This is a genomic window from Ruegeria sp. YTSA219, assembly GCF_059609985.1.
In genome coordinates this window covers 140226-157491 of record NZ_JBXWMT010000003.1, presented here as the reverse complement: position 1 = coordinate 157491, position 17266 = coordinate 140226, and the positions used below count along the sequence as shown (strand labels likewise).

Sequence of the window (17266 nt, the reverse complement as noted above, 5' to 3'; positions counted from 1 at the left end):
CCTTTATGAACCAAACGGCGACGGGCCGACCAACCCGTGAATATAGCCGATAATGCCCAGCAGAACGATCGACGCGACAAAGAACATCGCATCCTTGCCGTAAGTGCCCGGCTCGCCCGGTGTCCAGTCCGGCTCGGATTTGTTGATCACGATCACTTCGACCACCGCCCAGGCCAGCAAGCCGCCGAACAGGACGATTGAGGCCAGATCACCATTGACCAGCAAATGCGCAAAGGCCCAGAGCTTCATGCCGCCCAGCATCGGGTGACGCAGCTTGTTCAGCAGACGACCCTTTTGGCCTGCGGGGCTCATCATATAGATAGCGATCAGCACCAGCTGGTTGTTGACGTGGATCAGAAAGGTCGGCGGCGACCATATTGGGATGAAATCGGTCATGCGATAACCGAAGATCATCAACAGGATTGACGCCAGCAGCGCCAGCGCCACCGCGCCCGCACCGCCTTTGCCCATCGCCGCGCGCTGGTCCGGCATCACGCGTTTGAACAGATGTGCGGCCCACCAGAGCGCCACACCAAGAATCAGAAGAACAAAGCCCATGCTGGCTTACCCCGCTTGCAAAGCTGAAATCGCCTCTGCTTTTGCCAGAGTTTCACGGGCGGTTGCAACGTGCAGGTTTTCCACGATCTTGCCATCGACGACCGCGACGCCCTGCCCTTGTGCTTCGGTCTCTTCAAAGGCGGTGATCTGGCGGCGGGCCAGATCGATTTCCTCATCCGATGGGGCGAAGGCGTCGTTGGTGACATCGACCTGTGCGGGATGGATAAGGGTCTTGCCGTCAAAGCCCATATCGCGGCCCTGCGCGCATTCGGCCGCCAGGCCTTCGCTGTCCTTGAAGGCGTTATAGACGCCATCTACGATGATCAGCCCCTCGGCCTTCGCGGCTAACAGGCACAGGCCCAGCGACGTCTGCAACGGCAGGCGGTCTGGGCGGAACCGTGTCTGCAATTCCTTAGCCAGATCGTTGGTGCCCATGACGAAGCCCGCCATCTGCGGATGCGCGGCAATTTCGGCGGCGTTCAGCATCCCGCGCGGCGTCTCCATCATGGCCCATATCGGCAGCTCACCGGTTATTGCGGCCAACGCATCCACATCTGCGGCAGAATTCACTTTGGGCAGCAGAACCACATCCACGTCCATGTCCCGCACGGCTAGGGCATCGGCCCGGCCCCATTCGGTATCTAGGCCATTGATTCGTACGATCTTGACCCGCGCCCCATAACCGCCAGCAGCCAAGGCAGCCCCCAGCGTTTCGCGCGCGTTGTTTTTTTCCTCCGCCGCGACCGCATCTTCGAGGTCAAAAATAACCGCATCAACAGGCAGGTTGCGGGCCTTGTCCAACGCCCGGTCTTTGGAACCGGGAATGTACAATACGGAACGGTAGGGTCGCTGACGGGAGTCCATTGGCTTCGGCCTCTTGAAATAATGTTGCGCAGAATGGGGCATTTTCTGCAGGAAAGTTCAAGCGTAAACTTGCCGCACCGCAGCATTAACGACGCAACGTGCGTTCCTTTAACCGTATTTCGGTCTGCACCGGTCACCGTCTTGGCAGATCGCAATCAAAAGGGTTCACCGATGAGCAAGACGCTGTTCAATATGACAATGGGGCTGGGTATCATGGTTCTGGCCGCCCAGCAGGTGCAGGCTCAAAGCTGCGCCCCCCGCGACGAGGTCATAACTCGACTGGCCGAGACTTATGGCGAAACGCGTAAGAGCATTGGCATCGCCCGACAAGGTGCGGTGATGGAAGTCTTTGCCTCTGATCAAAGCGGAAGCTGGACTATTACGGTGACATTACCGGATGGAATGACCTGCCTTGTGGCTTCGGGCCAGTCCTACGAAGATATGGCCGAAGCGCTGCCGCCCAATGTCTAGCTCAGGGCCTCCCAGATCAGTTTTGTTCCGGTCAGCATCAGCAAAACGTAGGCAATACCGAAGAACAGGCGTTCGGATATCATGAAATGCGCGCGCACACCTAGCCATGCACCAAGCACGGCAAATGGAGCCAGCAACAAGTCGGCCAGCGCAGTGTGCCATGTGAACAGACCCAGATAGGCATACGGAATGAATTTAGCGACATTGATGACCCAGAAGACCAGCACTGTGCTCGCCTGAAACTCGGTTTTAGACAGACGCTGCGAGATCAGATAGACGGCGGCGGGTGGGCCGCCCGCATGACTGACAAAGCTAGTGAATCCGGCGACCAACCCCGCAAGAATTCCCGCAAATGGCGGCAGGCGATTGGCAAAGCCGCGGATCCAGCCCTTTCTCTGGGCCACATGCCAGATCACGAACCCCACTGAAATCCCTCCGATCAGCAGGCGCAGAAGGTCGTCATTCGTGGCGCGATACAGCCAGGCGCCCACAGCCACACCCGGCACTGCCCCCACGATCAGCAGGCGTGAATCCGGCCAGCTCCAGCGTTTCCAATAGGGGCCCAGCGTAGCGACGTCGATTACCATCAGAATTGGCAACATCAGTGCAAGCGCCTGTCCCGGTGTCAGGATCAGTGCCAGAATCGATGACGCGGCAAACGCCACCCCCGAGCCGAACCCACCCTTCGAGATGCCGGCGAAGATCACAGCAGGGATCGCCACGGCAAAAAACATCAGGTCCATCTCGAACATGCGGCGTCCCGTAAATATGCATGAGTCACAGGCGGTTTAGCGCAATCGGTAGGAGACATGCAAACGGTATGCGGTGGCATGCCGCGCCGCAGAAGGCTTGCGCAGCGCCGGTTTTAGGACTAGCAAAACCGCGATTTCAATACCGACCGGAGATTTTCCAAATGGCCAGACCCAAGATCGCGCTGATCGGCGCAGGTCAGATCGGCGGCACGCTCGCCCACCTCGCAGCAATGAAGGAACTCGGTGACGTCGTGCTGTTCGACATCGCCGAGGGCACTCCGGAAGGCAAGGCGCTGGATATCGCAGAATCCGGCCCTTCCGAAGGGTTCGACGCCAAGCTAAAAGGCACCCAGTCCTATGAGGACATCGCAGGCGCCGACGTTTGCATCGTCACCGCAGGTGTCCCACGCAAGCCAGGCATGAGCCGTGATGACCTGCTGGGCATCAACCTGAAAGTCATGAAGTCGGTCGGTGAAGGCATCGCCGCCAACGCGCCCGATGCTTTTGTCATCTGCATCACCAACCCGCTGGACGCGATGGTCTGGGCTCTGCGTGAATTCTCGGGCATGCCGCACAACAAAGTCTGCGGCATGGCGGGCGTACTGGACTCGGGCCGTTTTGCCCACTTCTTGTCGGAAGAATTCAACGTGTCCATGCGCGACGTCACTGCCTTTGTTCTGGGTGGCCACGGCGACACCATGGTTCCTTCGGTTCGTTATTCTACCGTTGCGGGCATCCCGCTTCCCGATCTGGTCGAGATGGGCTGGACCACACAAGAGAAACTGGACGCAATCGTGCAGCGTACCCGAGACGGCGGGGCTGAAATCGTTGGCCTGCTGAAAACAGGTTCGGCTTTCTATGCGCCTGCCACATCGGCAATCGAAATGGCCGAAGCCTATCTGAAAGACCAGAAACGCGTCCTGCCCTGCGCCGCTTATTGCGACGGAGAGCTGGGTGTCGAAGGCATGTATGTCGGCGTCCCCACCGTGATCGGCGCAGGCGGTATCGAGCGTATCGTCAACATCAAGCTCAACGAAGAAGAGCAGGCCGGTTTCGACAATTCGGTCAACGCCGTGAAGGGCCTGATCGAAGCATGCAAAGGCATCGACAGCTCTCTGGCCTGATCCGTCTTATACGGTTAAACAGAACCCGGCTCACCCATGGTGGGCCGGGTCATTTTTTGGAAGATTGCCATGTCGTCTCAGGGATTTGTCATTGCCGCAAGCGGTAAGGATTACATCGAAACAGCGGTGGCAGCGGCTCGGTCGTTAAAGGTCGCCATGCCGGATGTACCGGTCGACCTGTTCACCGACCTCGAAAACATCCCGGGAACAGAAGTGTTTGACCAAATCCACATGCTGGACAAAAGCTGGTTCCGACCCAAGTTCGAAAGCCTTGTGCGGTCCCGGTTCGAAAAGACGGTCTATTTGGATGCCGATGTGCGCTGTCTGGCAGATATGTCGGATATCTTCACCGTCCTAGAGCAGTTTGATATCGCGATGGTCCATGACCCTTTGCGCAACTCGGCCCATGCGCAACGTGTTTGGAAAACTCCGCTGCCCAACGCATTTCCCCATCTCAATGGCGGGCTGGTTGGAATTCGCACTTCGGACGCAGTGCTGGATTTCCTGCAAGATGTACAAGAGACTATCATCTCGGAAAACCTGACCTCAGATCAGGCGCTGATCCGCGAAAAGCTGTTTGCCAGCGCGTTGCGACTGGCAGTTCTGCCACCCGAGTACAACTTCCTCGATTATCGTCAGGCCGAGATGTTCGGTTTTCTGCACAGCGCCCCGCGCCTGCTGCATCACTACAAATTTCACAGCCGTCATGACAAGCGGCTGGACAGCGCTAGAACTGTCGCCGGTTTGGTAGGGCCCGATCTCGAACGTCATATCAACAGCCTTATCGAAGCCGACGCACAGCTCACGCCCGGCGCGTCGAAAAAAGTCCGACCACTGGCCGACAAAGGCTTGTTGGGCAAACTGCGCAAACTGGTGATGTCAGTGAAAAAGGGTATCGTCCGCCTCAGACGCGGATAGGTTAGCGCTAGCTTGAAAACGTCATATTCTATTGGGTGAATTTCCTGCCGAATCAACGCTCAATACCAGCTCAAGTTTTGTGATCACACCCTGAAAAGCTGTGATCACAAATAATGAAAATCTTCGTGAAAAACCTCCTTTACGTCAAAAAAGCCTTTAAACTTACCCCTTAGACACGCCTATATCGGTCAATCGTAGTCAGACGGGACAGTTTCGATGAACATTCACGAATATCAGGCCAAAGCGCTTCTTCGCAGCTATGGCGCCCCGGTTTCCGACGGTCGCGCGGTCCTGCGCGCCGAGGAAGCTAAAACCGCAGCCGGTGAACTGGACGGACCTCTTTGGGTCGTCAAAGCGCAAATCCACGCGGGTGGCCGTGGCAAGGGCTCTTTCAAAGAGGCCGATGCCGGTGAAAAGGGCGGTGTCCGTCTGACCAAGTCGGTGGAAGAAGCCTCTGAAGAAGCAAAAAAGATGCTAGGCCGCACACTGGTCACGCATCAGACCGGTCCTGCGGGCAAACAGGTCAACCGCATCTATATCGAGGCCGGTTCCGGCATCGAACGCGAACTGTACCTGGCCCTGCTGGTAGACCGCCAGACCAGCCGCATCTCATTCGTCTGCTCGACCGAAGGCGGCATGGATATCGAAGAGGTGGCCGCAGCCACGCCTGAGAAAATCTTGTCCTTCTCGGTTGACCCAGCCACAGGCTATCAGCCCTATCATGGCCGCCGCATCGCCTTCTCGCTGGGCCTGGAGGGCGCGCAGGTCAAACAGTGCGTCAAACTGATGAGCCAGCTCTATGCCGCCTTCGTCGAGAAGGACATGGAAATGCTGGAGATTAACCCGCTGATCGTCTCCGACAGCGGCGACCTGAAAGTGTTGGACGCCAAAGTCAGCTTTGACGGCAACGCGATGTACCGCCACCCTGATATCGCCGAGCTGCGCGACACGACCGAAGAAGATTCCAAGGAACTGGAAGCCTCGAAATACGACCTGAACTACATCGCACTGGATGGTGAGATCGGCTGCATGGTCAACGGTGCCGGTCTGGCGATGGCGACGATGGACATCATCAAGCTCTATGGGGCTGAGCCTGCCAACTTCCTCGACGTCGGCGGCGGTGCGACCAAAGAGAAAGTCACCGAGGCGTTCAAGATCATCACCAGCGACCCGCAGGTCAAAGGCATTCTGGTCAACATCTTCGGCGGCATCATGCGCTGTGACGTCATTGCCGAGGGCGTGGTCGCCGCAGTGAAAGAGGTCGGCCTGCAGGTTCCGCTTGTTGTGCGTCTGGAAGGCACAAATGTTGAGAAAGGCAAAGAGATCATCAACACCTCGGGCCTGGACGTGATCGCGGCAGACAACCTGAAAGACGGTGCCGAGAAGATCGTGAAGGCGGTTAAGGGGTGAGGGCCAATCCGGGGCTTTTGCCCCGGCAAACGCTCCAGCGGTGCGTTTGAGGCACGAACGGGCGGAGCCCCGGGGGTATGTGATGCAATATGTAGAAGCCTTCAATTCACTTGGGTACGAAGTTCCAAATCCACGTCAGGATTGGAGCGCCGAGAAAGATGATGGAGTCTGCATCACACTCTGGAAATCCGAAGTTCAATGGACCCCTGTACCTCCGCGTCTTGATCTTTGGACACGGGGGACGCCTGGCTCAACTGATTGGGAAAACCAACCCGGACACAAAAAACGCGCAAATCACGTTGAGCGTGCAGTTTCGGAGTTCGATGGTTGGGTAGATGTGATCGTAGTCAATGGTGTTCCCGGACAAGGATATGGCGCTGCTGATCCTTGGTTGCCCGCGCAGCGCGCAAACCATGGTTGGCGCATCCAAGAATTCGATAAGGCGACGGGCTTCTTTTCTGTCGCCGCAGAGAAACTGAAATAGGAGACTCCTAAAAATGGCAGTCCTCATCGACGAAAATACCAAAGTGATCTGTCAGGGCTTTACCGGCTCGCAGGGCACATTCCACTCTGAACAGGCCATTGCGTATGGCACCAAGATGGTCGGCGGCGTGACCCCCGGCAAAGGCGGGATGACACATCTTGACCTGCCCGTGTTCAACTCGGTCCACGAGGCCAAGCATGTGACCGAGGCCAATGCATCGGTGATCTATGTGCCGCCGCCCTTCGCGGCGGACTCGATCCTTGAGGCGATTGATGCCGAGATGGAAGTGATCGTCTGCATCACCGAAGGCATCCCGGTTCTGGACATGATGAAGGTCAAGCGCGCGCTGGAAGGTTCGAACTCGCGCCTGATCGGCCCGAACTGCCCCGGTGTCATCACGCCCGACGCCTGCAAGATCGGCATCATGCCCGGCCACATTCACAAGCGCGGCTCGGTCGGCGTTGTGTCCCGCTCGGGCACTCTGACCTATGAGGCCGTCAAGCAGACCACCGATGTGGGTCTGGGTCAGTCCACCTGCGTCGGCATCGGCGGCGACCCGATCAAAGGGACCGAGCATATCGACGTGCTGGAATGGTTCCTGGCCGATGACGAGACCCACTCGATCATCATGATCGGTGAGATCGGTGGCTCGGCCGAAGAAGAAGCCGCGCAGTTCCTGGCGGATGAGGCCAAGAAGGGTCGCTCCAAGCCGACCGCCGGTTTCATCGCAGGCCGCACGGCCCCTCCGGGCCGCCGCATGGGCCACGCGGGCGCGATTGTCGCCGGTGGCAAGGGCGGTGCCGAGGACAAGATCGAAGCCATGCGCTCGGCCGGTATCGTCGTGGCCGAAAGCCCGGCGCAGCTGGGTGAGGCTGTGCTGGAAGCGATTGGGTGAGCTGTGACTCCCTGTTGCCCATATGAGCTGAGGGCGGCGCCCAACTGCGGGTGGGTGCGAAGCACCTGCCCGTCAATTCTTTGGTTTGCCTTCGGCAAAACGGGGTGGACGGACGCTGCCCGGCGATGCCGCTGGGCAGGACTCGTTGTAGCGGTCGCCTGCTTAGGTAACCTAGCCAGCGCCGACGCATCTAGTGAAGCACCGATGGATCAATTCATCGTTCGCGCCATTCCTGGCGTCACAGGTGGCTCGACAAAAACATTGGGCGATGACCGCATCTCATTTACTTATTTGAGCATTCGTGTCGACGATGAAGAGTTGCAAGCAGCTGCCGATTTTTGGTGCTCGCAATTTGAAGGATCCGCTAGACTTGTTTCCGATACTTCGGTCGGCAGCTCACTTCTGCTATTTGAACGCCGCCAGTCAGTTTTCGACTGCCCGGTCCAAAATTAGGGGCAAGGCATGAGCCAAACAACAACCATGACCTTCTCTGACGCCATCCGCACCTGTTTCGCCAAGTTCTTCACCTTCTCAGGGAGGGCCTCGAGGCCCGAATACTGGTTCTTTTTCCTGTTCATCCTGATCTGGAGCATTATTGCCGGGATCATAGACGCGCAGTTCTTCACGCAAGTCGCTGTGACTGAGACCGAGACGTCCAGATCCGTGTCCGTCACGTCTTCGCAGCCTGTGCAGGGCATTGTTGGTCTAATCGTGTTCTTCCCGCATCTGGCCGTCGCATGGCGGCGGATGCATGATACCGGGCGCAGCGGGCTGTATGCGCTGCTGCCAATCCTGCTGTTCTTTGGCGCCGGGGCCGTACTGGTCTTTGGCATCGGCCTCGCCTCGCATTTCCAGCATGGCGGCAATCTGGACATCCTGTTCACCCGCGCCACGCTGCTGATCGTCATTCCGACGCTTCTGATCCTGTTTGTGTCGCCCCTCCTGGTCCTATGGTGGCTGACCCGCCCCAGCCAGCCAGGCACCAACCAATACGGTCCCAATCCTTCAGAGGTCCCTCAATGAACCTGCTGAGCGTAAACTCTATACAAGCGGCCCCTGTGGCCAGAAAGGCCATCTGACATGGTTTTGGTTTGCCATGAGCACAAATTCATCTATCTCAAGACGACGAAGACTGCGGGAACCTCTACCGAGATAGCGCTTCAGCCTTTATGCGAAGAACCCGGTCTTCCGCGGCTTGAAAATGGGCAAATCCGCGTATCGAAATACGGTATTGTCGGTGCTCGTGGGAAAACTGCAGGTTTGGTCCGGCCAAAATGGCAGTTTTGGCGCAAATACGCATGGCGCAACCATATGCCTGCGAAACAGGTTCGAGCCAATCTTGGGTCAAAGACCTTTGATTCCTATACAAAGATCGCCAACGTACGAAATCCGTTCGATCGTGCTGTATCCGACTACCACTTTCAGAAGCATCAGCAAGGATTGCCCTCGGAAGACCCGCAGACCGAAATTGCTCAGTTCAAAGAGTTCATCCGGTCAAAGGCCTGGGGCAATAACTGGGAGATAGTCTCGATCAACAACAAGCTGATCGTGGACAAGTTCGTCCGCAAGGAAAACCTGCAGTCAGATCTGAAAGAGATTTATCGCTCCTTTGGGCTGCCGGAAGACAGCTTTGAATTGCCGCACGAAAAGTCGATGGCCGAACGACGAAAAGGCATTCCAGTGCCCGATTATTTCGACGCAGATACGATAGACATCGTTCGACGAAGAATGACCTGGGTATTCGAGGCCGGAAACTACCCCGAAGATCCGCAAGACTAAATCCTACCAAATCCGAAATCGCATTTGAGGTCCTACAATGACCGAACATTCGCCCAACTCTGCCTTCCACGCCTCAAGCTTTATGCAGGGGCATAATGCCGAATATCTGGAGCAGCTCTACGCCCAGTATACCAAGAACCCCGGCGCGGTGGATGCCGCCTGGGCCGAGTTCTTCAAGGCCATGGGCGACGCCTCGCCTGATGTCCAGCGCGAGGCCGAGGGACCTTCGTGGGCGCGGTCCGACTGGCCGCCGATGCCGACGGATGATCTGACCGGTGCGTTGACTGGCGAATGGGCCGAGATCGACGCCAAGGCGGCGGGCAAGAAGATCAAGGAAAAAGCCGCCGACAAAGGTGTTGCCGTCAGCGAAGACCAGATTAAACGCGCAGTTTTGGACAGTCTGCGGGCGCTGATGCTGATCCGGGCCTATCGTATTCGGGGTCATCTGGCCGCCGATCTGGACCCGTTGGGCATGCGGGCTGCCAGCACGCATCCGGAATTGGACCCCAAGACTTATGGGTTTACCGATGCCGATATGGATCGCCCGATCTTTATCGACAACGTGCTGGGCCTGCAGATGGCCAGCATGCGCCAGATCGTCGAGATCGTGAAACGCACCTATTGCGGCACCTTCGCGCTGCAATACATGCATATTTCGAACCCGGAAGAGGCTGCCTGGCTGAAGGAACGGATCGAAGGCTATGGCAAGGAAATCGCGTTCACCAAAGAGGGCCGCAAGGCCATCCTGAACAAGATGGTCGAGGCCGAAGGGTTCGAAAAGTTCCTGCACGTGAAATACATGGGCACCAAGCGCTTTGGTCTGGACGGCGGCGAAGCATTGATCCCCGCGATGGAACAGATCATCAAACGCGGCGGGGCCCTAGGCCTAAGCGATATTGTCATCGGCATGCCACACCGCGGACGTCTGAACATTCTAGCGAATGTAATGGCCAAGCCATACCGCGCCATCTTTAACGAATTCCAGGGGGGCAGCTTCAAGCCTGAGGACGTGGATGGCTCGGGCGATGTAAAATACCACCTAGGCGCCTCAAGCGACCGCGAATTTGACGGCAACAGCGTACACCTGTCATTGACCGCTAACCCAAGCCACCTTGAGGCGGTGAACCCTGTTGTTCTGGGCAAGGTCCGCGCCAAGCAGGATCAGTTGAACGACACCGACCGGACCAGAGTCATGGCCATTCTACTGCATGGCGATGCGGCCTTTGCCGGTCAGGGTGTCGTTGCCGAAGGATTCGGCCTGTCCGGCCTGCGCGGTCACAGGACCGGCGGCACCATGCATATCGTGGTGAACAACCAGATCGGCTTTACAACCGCACCGCATTTCTCGCGCTCCAGCCCTTATCCCACGGATATCGCACTGATGGTTGAAGCCCCGATCTTCCACGTGAATGGCGACGACCCCGAGGCGGTGGTACACGCAGCCAAGGTTGCGACCGAGTTTCGCCAGAAGTTCCACAAGGACGTGGTTCTGGATATATTCTGCTATCGCCGGTTCGGGCATAACGAGGGCGACGAGCCCATGTTCACCAACCCGATCATGTACAAGAAGATCAAGACCCATAAGACCACGCTGTCACTATACACGGAACGGCTGGTCAAGGACGGGTTGATCCCCGAAGGCGAGATCGAAGATATGAAAGCCGCCTTCCAGGCCCATCTGAATGATGAGTTCGAAGCCGGCAAAGACTATAAGCCCAACAAGGCCGACTGGCTGGACGGGCGTTGGGCGCATCTGGATAAGAACAAAGACGAATATGTTCGCGGCGATACTGCGATTGCACCAGAAACCCTGGCCGAAGTTGGCGCATCGCTAACCCGGGCCCCTGAGGGATTTGCACTCCATAAAACTGTCGGCCGCCTGCTGGACCACAAAAAGCAAATGTTCGAAACCGGCAAAGGCTTTGACTGGGCCACGGGTGAGGCGCTTGCCTTTGGATCATTGCTGACCGAAGGCTATCCAGTTCGCCTGTCGGGACAGGACGCGACGCGCGGTACGTTCAGCCAGCGCCATTCCGGCTTTATCAATCAGGAAACCGAAGAGCGGTACTATCCACTGAACAACATCCGAGCTGGTCAATCACAATATGAGGTGATCGACTCGATGCTATCGGAATACGCGGTTCTGGGCTTTGAATACGGCTTTTCCTTGGCTGAACCCAACGCTCTGACCCTGTGGGAGGCGCAGTTCGGCGATTTCGCCAACGGTGCGCAGATCATGTTCGATCAGTTCATCAGCTCGGGCGAAAGCAAATGGCTGCGCATGTCCGGTCTGGTGACCCTGCTGCCGCACGGGTTCGAAGGGCAAGGGCCTGAACACTCGTCCTCGCGTCTGGAACGCTTTCTGCAGATGTGTGGTCAGGACAACTGGATCGTGGCCAACTGCACGACGCCTGCGAACTACTTCCACATCCTGCGCCGTCAGCTGCACAGAACCTTCCGCAAGCCGCTGATCCTGGTGACACCGAAATCGCTGTTGCGCCACAAGCTGGCGATCAGCACGGCCGAGGATTTCACCACCGGCTCCAGCTTCCACCGGGTGCTGTGGGACGACGCGCAAAAGGGTAACTCGGACACAACCCTGGTCAAGGATGACAAAATCAAACGGGTCGTGATGTGTTCCGGCAAGGTCTATTTCGACCTGCTGGAAGAGCGTGACGCGCGCGGCATCGACGATGTCTATCTGATGCGGATCGAACAGTACTATCCGTTCCCCGCGCATTCGCTGATCAATGAACTGGAACGGTTCAAGGGAGCCGAAATCATCTGGTGTCAGGAAGAGCCCAAGAACCAGGGGGCGTGGTCCTTTATCGAACCCAATATCGAATGGGTCCTGACCCGGATCGGCGCCAAGAATACCCGCCCGGTCTATGTCGGCCGCGCCACCTCGGCCTCGCCTGCAACGGGTCTGGCCAGCCAACATAAAGCCCAACAAGAAGCGCTGGTGAACGAAGCGCTGAGCATTGAAGGAAAGTAATGATGTCCATTGAAGTTCGTGTTCCCACGCTGGGCGAATCCGTTACCGAAGCCACCGTTGCCACCTGGTTCAAGAAACCCGGTGATGCAGTCGCGGTCGATGAAATGCTGTGCGAGCTTGAAACCGACAAGGTCACGGTCGAGGTCCCCTCGCCCGCCGCTGGCGTGATGGGTGAGGTTGTCGCCGCCGAAGGCGAAACCGTAGGCGTCAATGCCCTGTTGGCAACAATCGTCGCCGGAGAAGGTGCCGCCCCGGCCCCAGCCGCCGCACCTGCGCCTGCCGCAGCACCGGCAGCCTCGGGCGGCAGCGTTGATGTGATGGTGCCCACGCTGGGCGAATCCGTGACCGAAGCGACGGTCTCGACCTGGTTCAAACAGGTCGGTGACAGCGTCGCACAGGACGAGATGCTGTGTGAGCTGGAAACCGACAAGGTCTCGGTCGAGGTTCCCGCCCCTGCGGCGGGTGTTCTGGCAGAAATCGTTGCCCCTGAAGGCGCAACTGTAGACGCCGCAGCCAAGCTGGCGGTGATCTCGGGTTCAGCAGCAGGGGCAGTAGCCGCTCCGGTCGTAGCCGCTCCGGCGAGCGGCGGGGATTCCGTTGGTGGCAAGGACGTCGCCAATGCGCCTTCGGCCCAAAAAGCCATGGCCGAGGCTGGCCTGTCCGCTGATCAGGTCACCGGCACCGGTCGCGACGGTCGTATCATGAAAGAAGACGTAGCCAAGGCAGTCGCCGCCCCGGCGGCCGCAGCGGCGGCACCTGCACCAGCGGCCCAAGCACCACGCGCACCCGTTGCCGCACAGGATGCCAGCCGCGAGGAACGCGTGCGCATGACCCGTCTGCGCCAGACCATCGCCAAGCGCCTGAAAGACAGCCAGAACACCGCCGCCATGCTGACCACCTATAACGAGGTGGACATGACAGAGGTGATGGCCCTGCGTAACCAGTACAAGGACCAGTTCGAGAAGAAGCACGGCGTCCGTCTGGGCTTTATGTCCTTCTTCACCAAGGCCTGCTGTCATGCACTGAAAGAAGTGCCCGAAGTGAATGCCGAGATTGATGGCACCGACATTGTCTATAAGAACTTTGTGCATATGGGTGTCGCCGCGGGCACGCCGACCGGTCTTGTTGTTCCGGTCATCCGTGATGCGGATTCGATGTCATTTGCCGCGATCGAAAAGGCCATCGCCGAAAAGGGCAGGCGCGCCCGTGACGGCAAGCTGAGCATGGAAGAGATGCAGGGCGGCACCTTCACCATCTCGAACGGCGGCGTCTATGGCTCGCTGATGTCCTCGCCGATTCTGAACCCGCCGCAGTCGGGTATTCTTGGTATGCACAAGATTCAGGACCGTCCGATGGCCATCAACGGTGAGGTCAAGATCCGCCCGATGATGTATCTGGCTCTGTCCTATGACCACCGGATCGTGGACGGCAAAGGTGCTGTGACCTTCCTAGTGCGCGTGAAAGAGGCACTGGAAGATCCACGCCGCTTGCTGATGGATCTATGACCATGGCAACTCATGTTCTCTGGCAGGCTGACGTTGCCGATTTTGATGTCTGGCTGAAAGTGTTTCGCGAAGACAAGCCAATGCGGGAGGCCGCGGGTATCCGCGACCTCCACATCTGGAAAGACCCCGATCAGCGTGATCATGCCGTTGCAATGTTTGAGGTGGTTGATCTTGAAAAGGCCCTGAGTTTCTTTGATTCCGAGGAATTGGCCATGCATCACGAACGTGGCGGGATCGCGCATATTCAGGTGAAGCTTCTGACGCCAGTTTAAACCGATTTATCGCATCCGTTCCTAGTGCGAGGAAACAAACTGAATGACCACGGAATTGACCGTCTTGTCGCTGGCAGCCCTTCTTTGGGTCGCTCAATTTGTCGCCTATTTGATCTCTGGCCACGGTAAGGTCGATGTGCTGCACGCGTTGGGACCTCGTGATACCCCGTTTGACAAACCTGCTGCAATGGGACGTCTGCACCGTGCACTTAGCAACCATTCCGAAGGGTTGGTTTTGTTCTCTATCGCATCTTTGGTCATTACGACCTCGGGGCAATCCAGCGCTTTTACTGCCGCCTGTAGTTGGGTCTACCTGATCGCACGCGCTTCCTATGTTCCGGCCTATGCATTTGGCTGGACACCATGGCGTACGGTGATCTGGATGATCGGGCTGCTGGCGACCACTGCAATGCTGTTGGCAGCTGTGTTTTGATTCGAGCTGCCGCATAGATTATTCAATGGGGGTGCATTGCGCGGACAAGCGCATCCGACCCCACCAAATACAAGGACCGGACAAATGGCAAACTATGACGTCATCGTAATCGGAGCAGGCCCCGGCGGCTATGTCTGCGCCATCCGCTGCGCGCAGCTGGGGTTGAAAACCGCCGTGGTCGAAGGGCGTGAGACGCTGGGCGGCACTTGCCTCAACGTGGGCTGCATTCCGTCCAAGGCGCTGTTGCATGCCAGCCATCAGCTGCACGAGGCCGAACATAACTTTGCCAAGATGGGCCTCAAGGGCAAAAGCCCTTCGGTCGATTGGAAGCAGATGCAGGCCTATAAGGACGAAGTCATTGACGGGAACACCAAGGGCATCGAATTCCTGTTCAAGAAGAACAAGATCGACTGGCTGAAAGGCTGGGGTTCAATCCCGGCCGCTGGGCAGGTCAAGGTGGGTGACGAGGTGCATGAAGCCAAGAACATCATCATCGCGTCCGGGTCCGAGCCATCCGCACTGCCTGGTGTCGAAGTGGACGAAAAGGTTGTCGTGACCTCGACCGGTGCGTTGGCGCTGGGAAAAATCCCGAAAAAGATGGTCGTCATCGGCGCAGGTGTGATCGGGCTTGAACTGGGCTCGGTCTACAGCCGTCTGGGTTCCGAAGTCACGGTGATCGAATTCCTCAAGGAAATCACCCCGGGCATGGACCCTGAGGTTCAGAAAACCTTCCAGCGCATCCTCAAGAAACAGGGCCTGAACTTTGTCATGGGTGCTGCGGTGCAAAAGACCGAAGCCACCAAGACCAAGGCCAAGGTGACTTATAAGCTGCTGAAGGATGACAGCGAGCATGTGATTGACGCCGATACCGTCCTTGTCGCTACTGGGCGCAAACCGTTCTCGGATGGTTTGGGGCTGGACGCTTTGGGTGTTGAAATGACACCCCGCGGTCAGATCAAGGTAGGCGCCGATTGGCAGACTAACGTGCCGGGCGTCTATGCCATCGGCGACGTGACTGAAGGCCCGATGCTGGCGCATAAGGCCGAAGACGAGGGCATGGCCGCCGCCGAACAGGTTGCGGGCAAGCATGGGCATGTGAACTATGGCGTCATTCCGGGCGTGATCTACACCTGGCCCGAGGTCGCCAATGTCGGCGAGACCGAGGCGACACTCAAAGAACAGGGCCGTGCCTATAAGGTCGGAAAGTTCATGTTCATGGGCAATGGCCGCGCCAAGGCGAACTTTGCCTCGGATGGATTCGTCAAGATTCTGGCAGACAAGGAAACCGACCGCATTCTGGGCGCGCATATCATTGGCCCGGCTGCGGGTGATTTGATTCACGAAGTCTGCGTGGCGATGGAATTCGGCGCCTCGGCCGAAGATCTGGCGCTGACCTGTCACGCGCATCCGACATATTCCGAAGCGGTGCGTGAGGCGGCCCTGGCCTGTGGTGACGGGCCAATTCACAGCTAACAAAAGGACCCCGGTGACTAGGTCGCCGGGGTCAACCATGCATCCAGATAGACCCTCAACCGGTCGGTAAAACCGGTCGAGGCGTGCAAGGCGCAGAACTTCAGGGACATGGCCTGAATGGCAAAGGCCTGAACACCTTCGGCCAACAGCTCGGTCGGAATGTCCTGTCGGACATCCGCAGCGTCAAGCCACATCATCACCACACGAAAGTAGCGCTCAAAGCAATATGCGATCGGTCCGATATCGGCGATAGCCGTCGCCCCCGAATATCTTATCAACAAGTCAAAGACATACCGTTCGGATGTCATGAAGCTGTGAACCGGTTGCAGGGCGGTCATGATATCATTCACCGATTTGGGCGCGGTCCCAGCCTCGGCCTGATCGAGGCAGGCATTCAGCCGATCTGCGATCAGAAGCTCCATCAAGGCATCCTTGTCGCGAAAATGCGCGAAGAACGTCCCTTTGGCGACCCCAGCGCTCTGGACGACCTCTTCTACCCTCAGCGCTTCGTATCCGCTGTTTTCAATGAGTGCCTCGGCAGCCGCCAAAAGCCGGGCCCGAGTTTTGAGAGTTCGTTTCTGGGGTGGTTTTTGCATATGGTTAGCTCGCATGTTTTTTGACCATGGTCAAATTTTTATTGACCGTGGTCACTTTTCGATTCTATAAGTGACCACGGTCATTTTCAGGAGAGCCCCATGCAACCGAAGAAAATACTTGTCCTCGACGGACACCCCGCCGATAGCAGCCTGTCGCGGACCTTTGCCGAAACTTATGCCGACGCCGCCCGAGGCAAGGGACATGACGTGCGTCTGGTCCATCTAAGCGAGATGCAATTCGACTTTGATTTTGGTCAGGGCAACTATCACGATTTCAAACCGCTAGAACCGGTTCTTGAGCAGGTATTGCAAGATTTCGAATGGAGCGAGCACCTGGTCTTGACCACGCCAATGTGGTGGGGCGGATTGCCCGCAAAGCTCAAAGGTCTGATCGACCGGATGTTCATCCCCGGACGCACCTTTGACACGCGAAACACCACGAAGATTGGATTGCCCGCCCCGATGCTGAGCGGACGCACCGCGCGCGTCATTCTGACATCAGATACGCCGGGTTGGTTCATGCGCCTGATCTATCGCCAGGCCCTGATCCGCCAGGTACGCGATCAGATATTGGGATTTGTTGGCTTCAAGCCGACCCGGTTCACCTATTTTGCCGGGGCAAGTTATCCCAAACCGGGTCACGTGGACCGCTGGGTCAGCAAGATCGCCAAGATCGGAGCCGCCGCAGCTTGAGGGCGTTTGCGTCACTATGCCCAGCCGAAACCACCGCCAAGGCG

At 57.7% G+C, this 17266-nt stretch carries 19 protein-coding genes; 15 read left to right on the top strand and 4 right to left on the bottom strand.

What is annotated here, in order from left to right:
• Positions 1-3 precede the first annotated feature (3 nt).
• Positions 4-558, bottom strand: a complete 555-nt coding sequence (locus AC2FFB_RS06300; protein ID WP_496874671.1) for an NnrU family protein — start codon at positions 556-558, stop codon at positions 4-6.
• A gap of 6 nt (positions 559-564) precedes the next feature.
• Complete coding sequence (locus AC2FFB_RS06295) at positions 565-1422, bottom strand: HpcH/HpaI aldolase/citrate lyase family protein (RefSeq protein WP_496688979.1); 858 nt, start codon at positions 1420-1422, stop codon at positions 565-567.
• 171 nt (positions 1423-1593) lie between these two features.
• On the opposite strand from AC2FFB_RS06295, the gene AC2FFB_RS06290 reads away from it, so the two are divergent.
• Complete coding sequence (locus AC2FFB_RS06290; protein WP_271948426.1) at positions 1594-1893, top strand: hypothetical protein; 300 nt, start codon at positions 1594-1596, stop codon at positions 1891-1893.
• Here AC2FFB_RS06290 and AC2FFB_RS06285 read toward each other — a convergent pair.
• Positions 1890-2645, bottom strand: a complete 756-nt coding sequence (locus AC2FFB_RS06285; RefSeq protein WP_271948427.1) for a sulfite exporter TauE/SafE family protein — start codon at positions 2643-2645, stop codon at positions 1890-1892. The genes AC2FFB_RS06290 and AC2FFB_RS06285 overlap by 4 nt on opposite strands.
• A 161-nt stretch (positions 2646-2806) precedes the next feature.
• Between AC2FFB_RS06285 and mdh the strand changes: the two genes are divergently transcribed.
• The 13 genes from mdh (at position 2807) to lpdA (ending at position 15933) form a co-directional block, all read left to right on the top strand.
• Positions 2807-3769: a malate dehydrogenase gene (gene mdh / locus AC2FFB_RS06280; RefSeq protein WP_142635480.1), complete on the top strand. Its 963-nt coding sequence runs from the start codon at positions 2807-2809 to the stop codon at positions 3767-3769.
• Positions 3770-3838: 69 nt separating this feature from the next.
• Positions 3839-4687: a putative nucleotide-diphospho-sugar transferase gene (locus AC2FFB_RS06275; RefSeq protein WP_496874670.1), complete on the top strand. Its 849-nt coding sequence runs from the start codon at positions 3839-3841 to the stop codon at positions 4685-4687.
• 216 nt (positions 4688-4903) lie between these two features.
• Positions 4904-6097, top strand: a complete 1194-nt coding sequence (gene sucC / locus AC2FFB_RS06270; protein ID WP_496712150.1) for an ADP-forming succinate--CoA ligase subunit beta — start codon at positions 4904-4906, stop codon at positions 6095-6097.
• 82 nt (positions 6098-6179) lie between these two features.
• A complete protein-coding gene (locus AC2FFB_RS06265; RefSeq protein WP_058281906.1) occupies positions 6180-6581 on the top strand; it encodes a hypothetical protein in 402 nt (133 codons plus the stop codon).
• A gap of 13 nt (positions 6582-6594) precedes the next feature.
• The gene (gene sucD, locus AC2FFB_RS06260; RefSeq protein WP_108860757.1) at positions 6595-7476 is read left to right on the top strand and encodes a succinate--CoA ligase subunit alpha; all 882 of its coding nucleotides are present in this window, start codon (positions 6595-6597) and stop codon (positions 7474-7476) included.
• A gap of 204 nt (positions 7477-7680) precedes the next feature.
• A complete protein-coding gene (locus tag AC2FFB_RS06255) occupies positions 7681-7929 on the top strand; it encodes a hypothetical protein (RefSeq protein ID WP_142635470.1) in 249 nt (82 codons plus the stop codon).
• A gap of 27 nt (positions 7930-7956) precedes the next feature.
• Positions 7957-8499, top strand: coding sequence for a DUF805 domain-containing protein (locus tag AC2FFB_RS06250; RefSeq protein ID WP_425596244.1), 543 nt, complete (start codon positions 7957-7959; stop codon positions 8497-8499).
• 57 nt (positions 8500-8556) lie between these two features.
• Positions 8557-9255 carry a sulfotransferase family 2 domain-containing protein gene (locus AC2FFB_RS06245; protein WP_496874669.1) on the top strand — a complete coding sequence of 233 codons (699 nt, stop codon included), beginning with the start codon at positions 8557-8559 and terminating at the stop codon, positions 9253-9255.
• Between the two features lie 37 nt (positions 9256-9292).
• Positions 9293-12250, top strand: a complete 2958-nt coding sequence (locus AC2FFB_RS06240; RefSeq protein WP_271948442.1) for a 2-oxoglutarate dehydrogenase E1 component — start codon at positions 9293-9295, stop codon at positions 12248-12250.
• A gap of 2 nt (positions 12251-12252) precedes the next feature.
• On the top strand, positions 12253-13755 hold the full coding sequence (gene odhB / locus AC2FFB_RS06235) for a 2-oxoglutarate dehydrogenase complex dihydrolipoyllysine-residue succinyltransferase (protein WP_496874668.1): 1503 nt from the start codon (positions 12253-12255) through the stop codon (positions 13753-13755).
• Positions 13752-14027 (top strand): hypothetical protein, encoded by a 276-nt coding sequence (locus AC2FFB_RS06230; RefSeq protein ID WP_281972553.1) that lies wholly within the window; start codon positions 13752-13754, stop codon positions 14025-14027. The genes odhB and AC2FFB_RS06230 overlap by 4 nt, the downstream gene beginning before the upstream one ends.
• A 43-nt stretch (positions 14028-14070) precedes the next feature.
• Positions 14071-14460 carry an MAPEG family protein gene (locus AC2FFB_RS06225; protein ID WP_142635462.1) on the top strand — a complete coding sequence of 130 codons (390 nt, stop codon included), beginning with the start codon at positions 14071-14073 and terminating at the stop codon, positions 14458-14460.
• A gap of 84 nt (positions 14461-14544) precedes the next feature.
• Positions 14545-15933, top strand: a complete 1389-nt coding sequence (lpdA, locus tag AC2FFB_RS06220; RefSeq protein ID WP_496691804.1) for a dihydrolipoyl dehydrogenase — start codon at positions 14545-14547, stop codon at positions 15931-15933.
• Positions 15934-15950: 17 nt separating this feature from the next.
• On the opposite strand, the gene AC2FFB_RS06215 is transcribed toward lpdA, so the two are convergent.
• Positions 15951-16529 (bottom strand): TetR/AcrR family transcriptional regulator, encoded by a 579-nt coding sequence (locus tag AC2FFB_RS06215; protein WP_142635458.1) that lies wholly within the window; start codon positions 16527-16529, stop codon positions 15951-15953.
• A 99-nt stretch (positions 16530-16628) separates the two neighbouring features.
• Between AC2FFB_RS06215 and AC2FFB_RS06210 the strand changes: the two genes are divergently transcribed.
• Positions 16629-17222 (top strand): NAD(P)H-dependent oxidoreductase, encoded by a 594-nt coding sequence (locus AC2FFB_RS06210; protein ID WP_142635456.1) that lies wholly within the window; start codon positions 16629-16631, stop codon positions 17220-17222.
• Positions 17223-17266 lie beyond the last annotated feature (44 nt).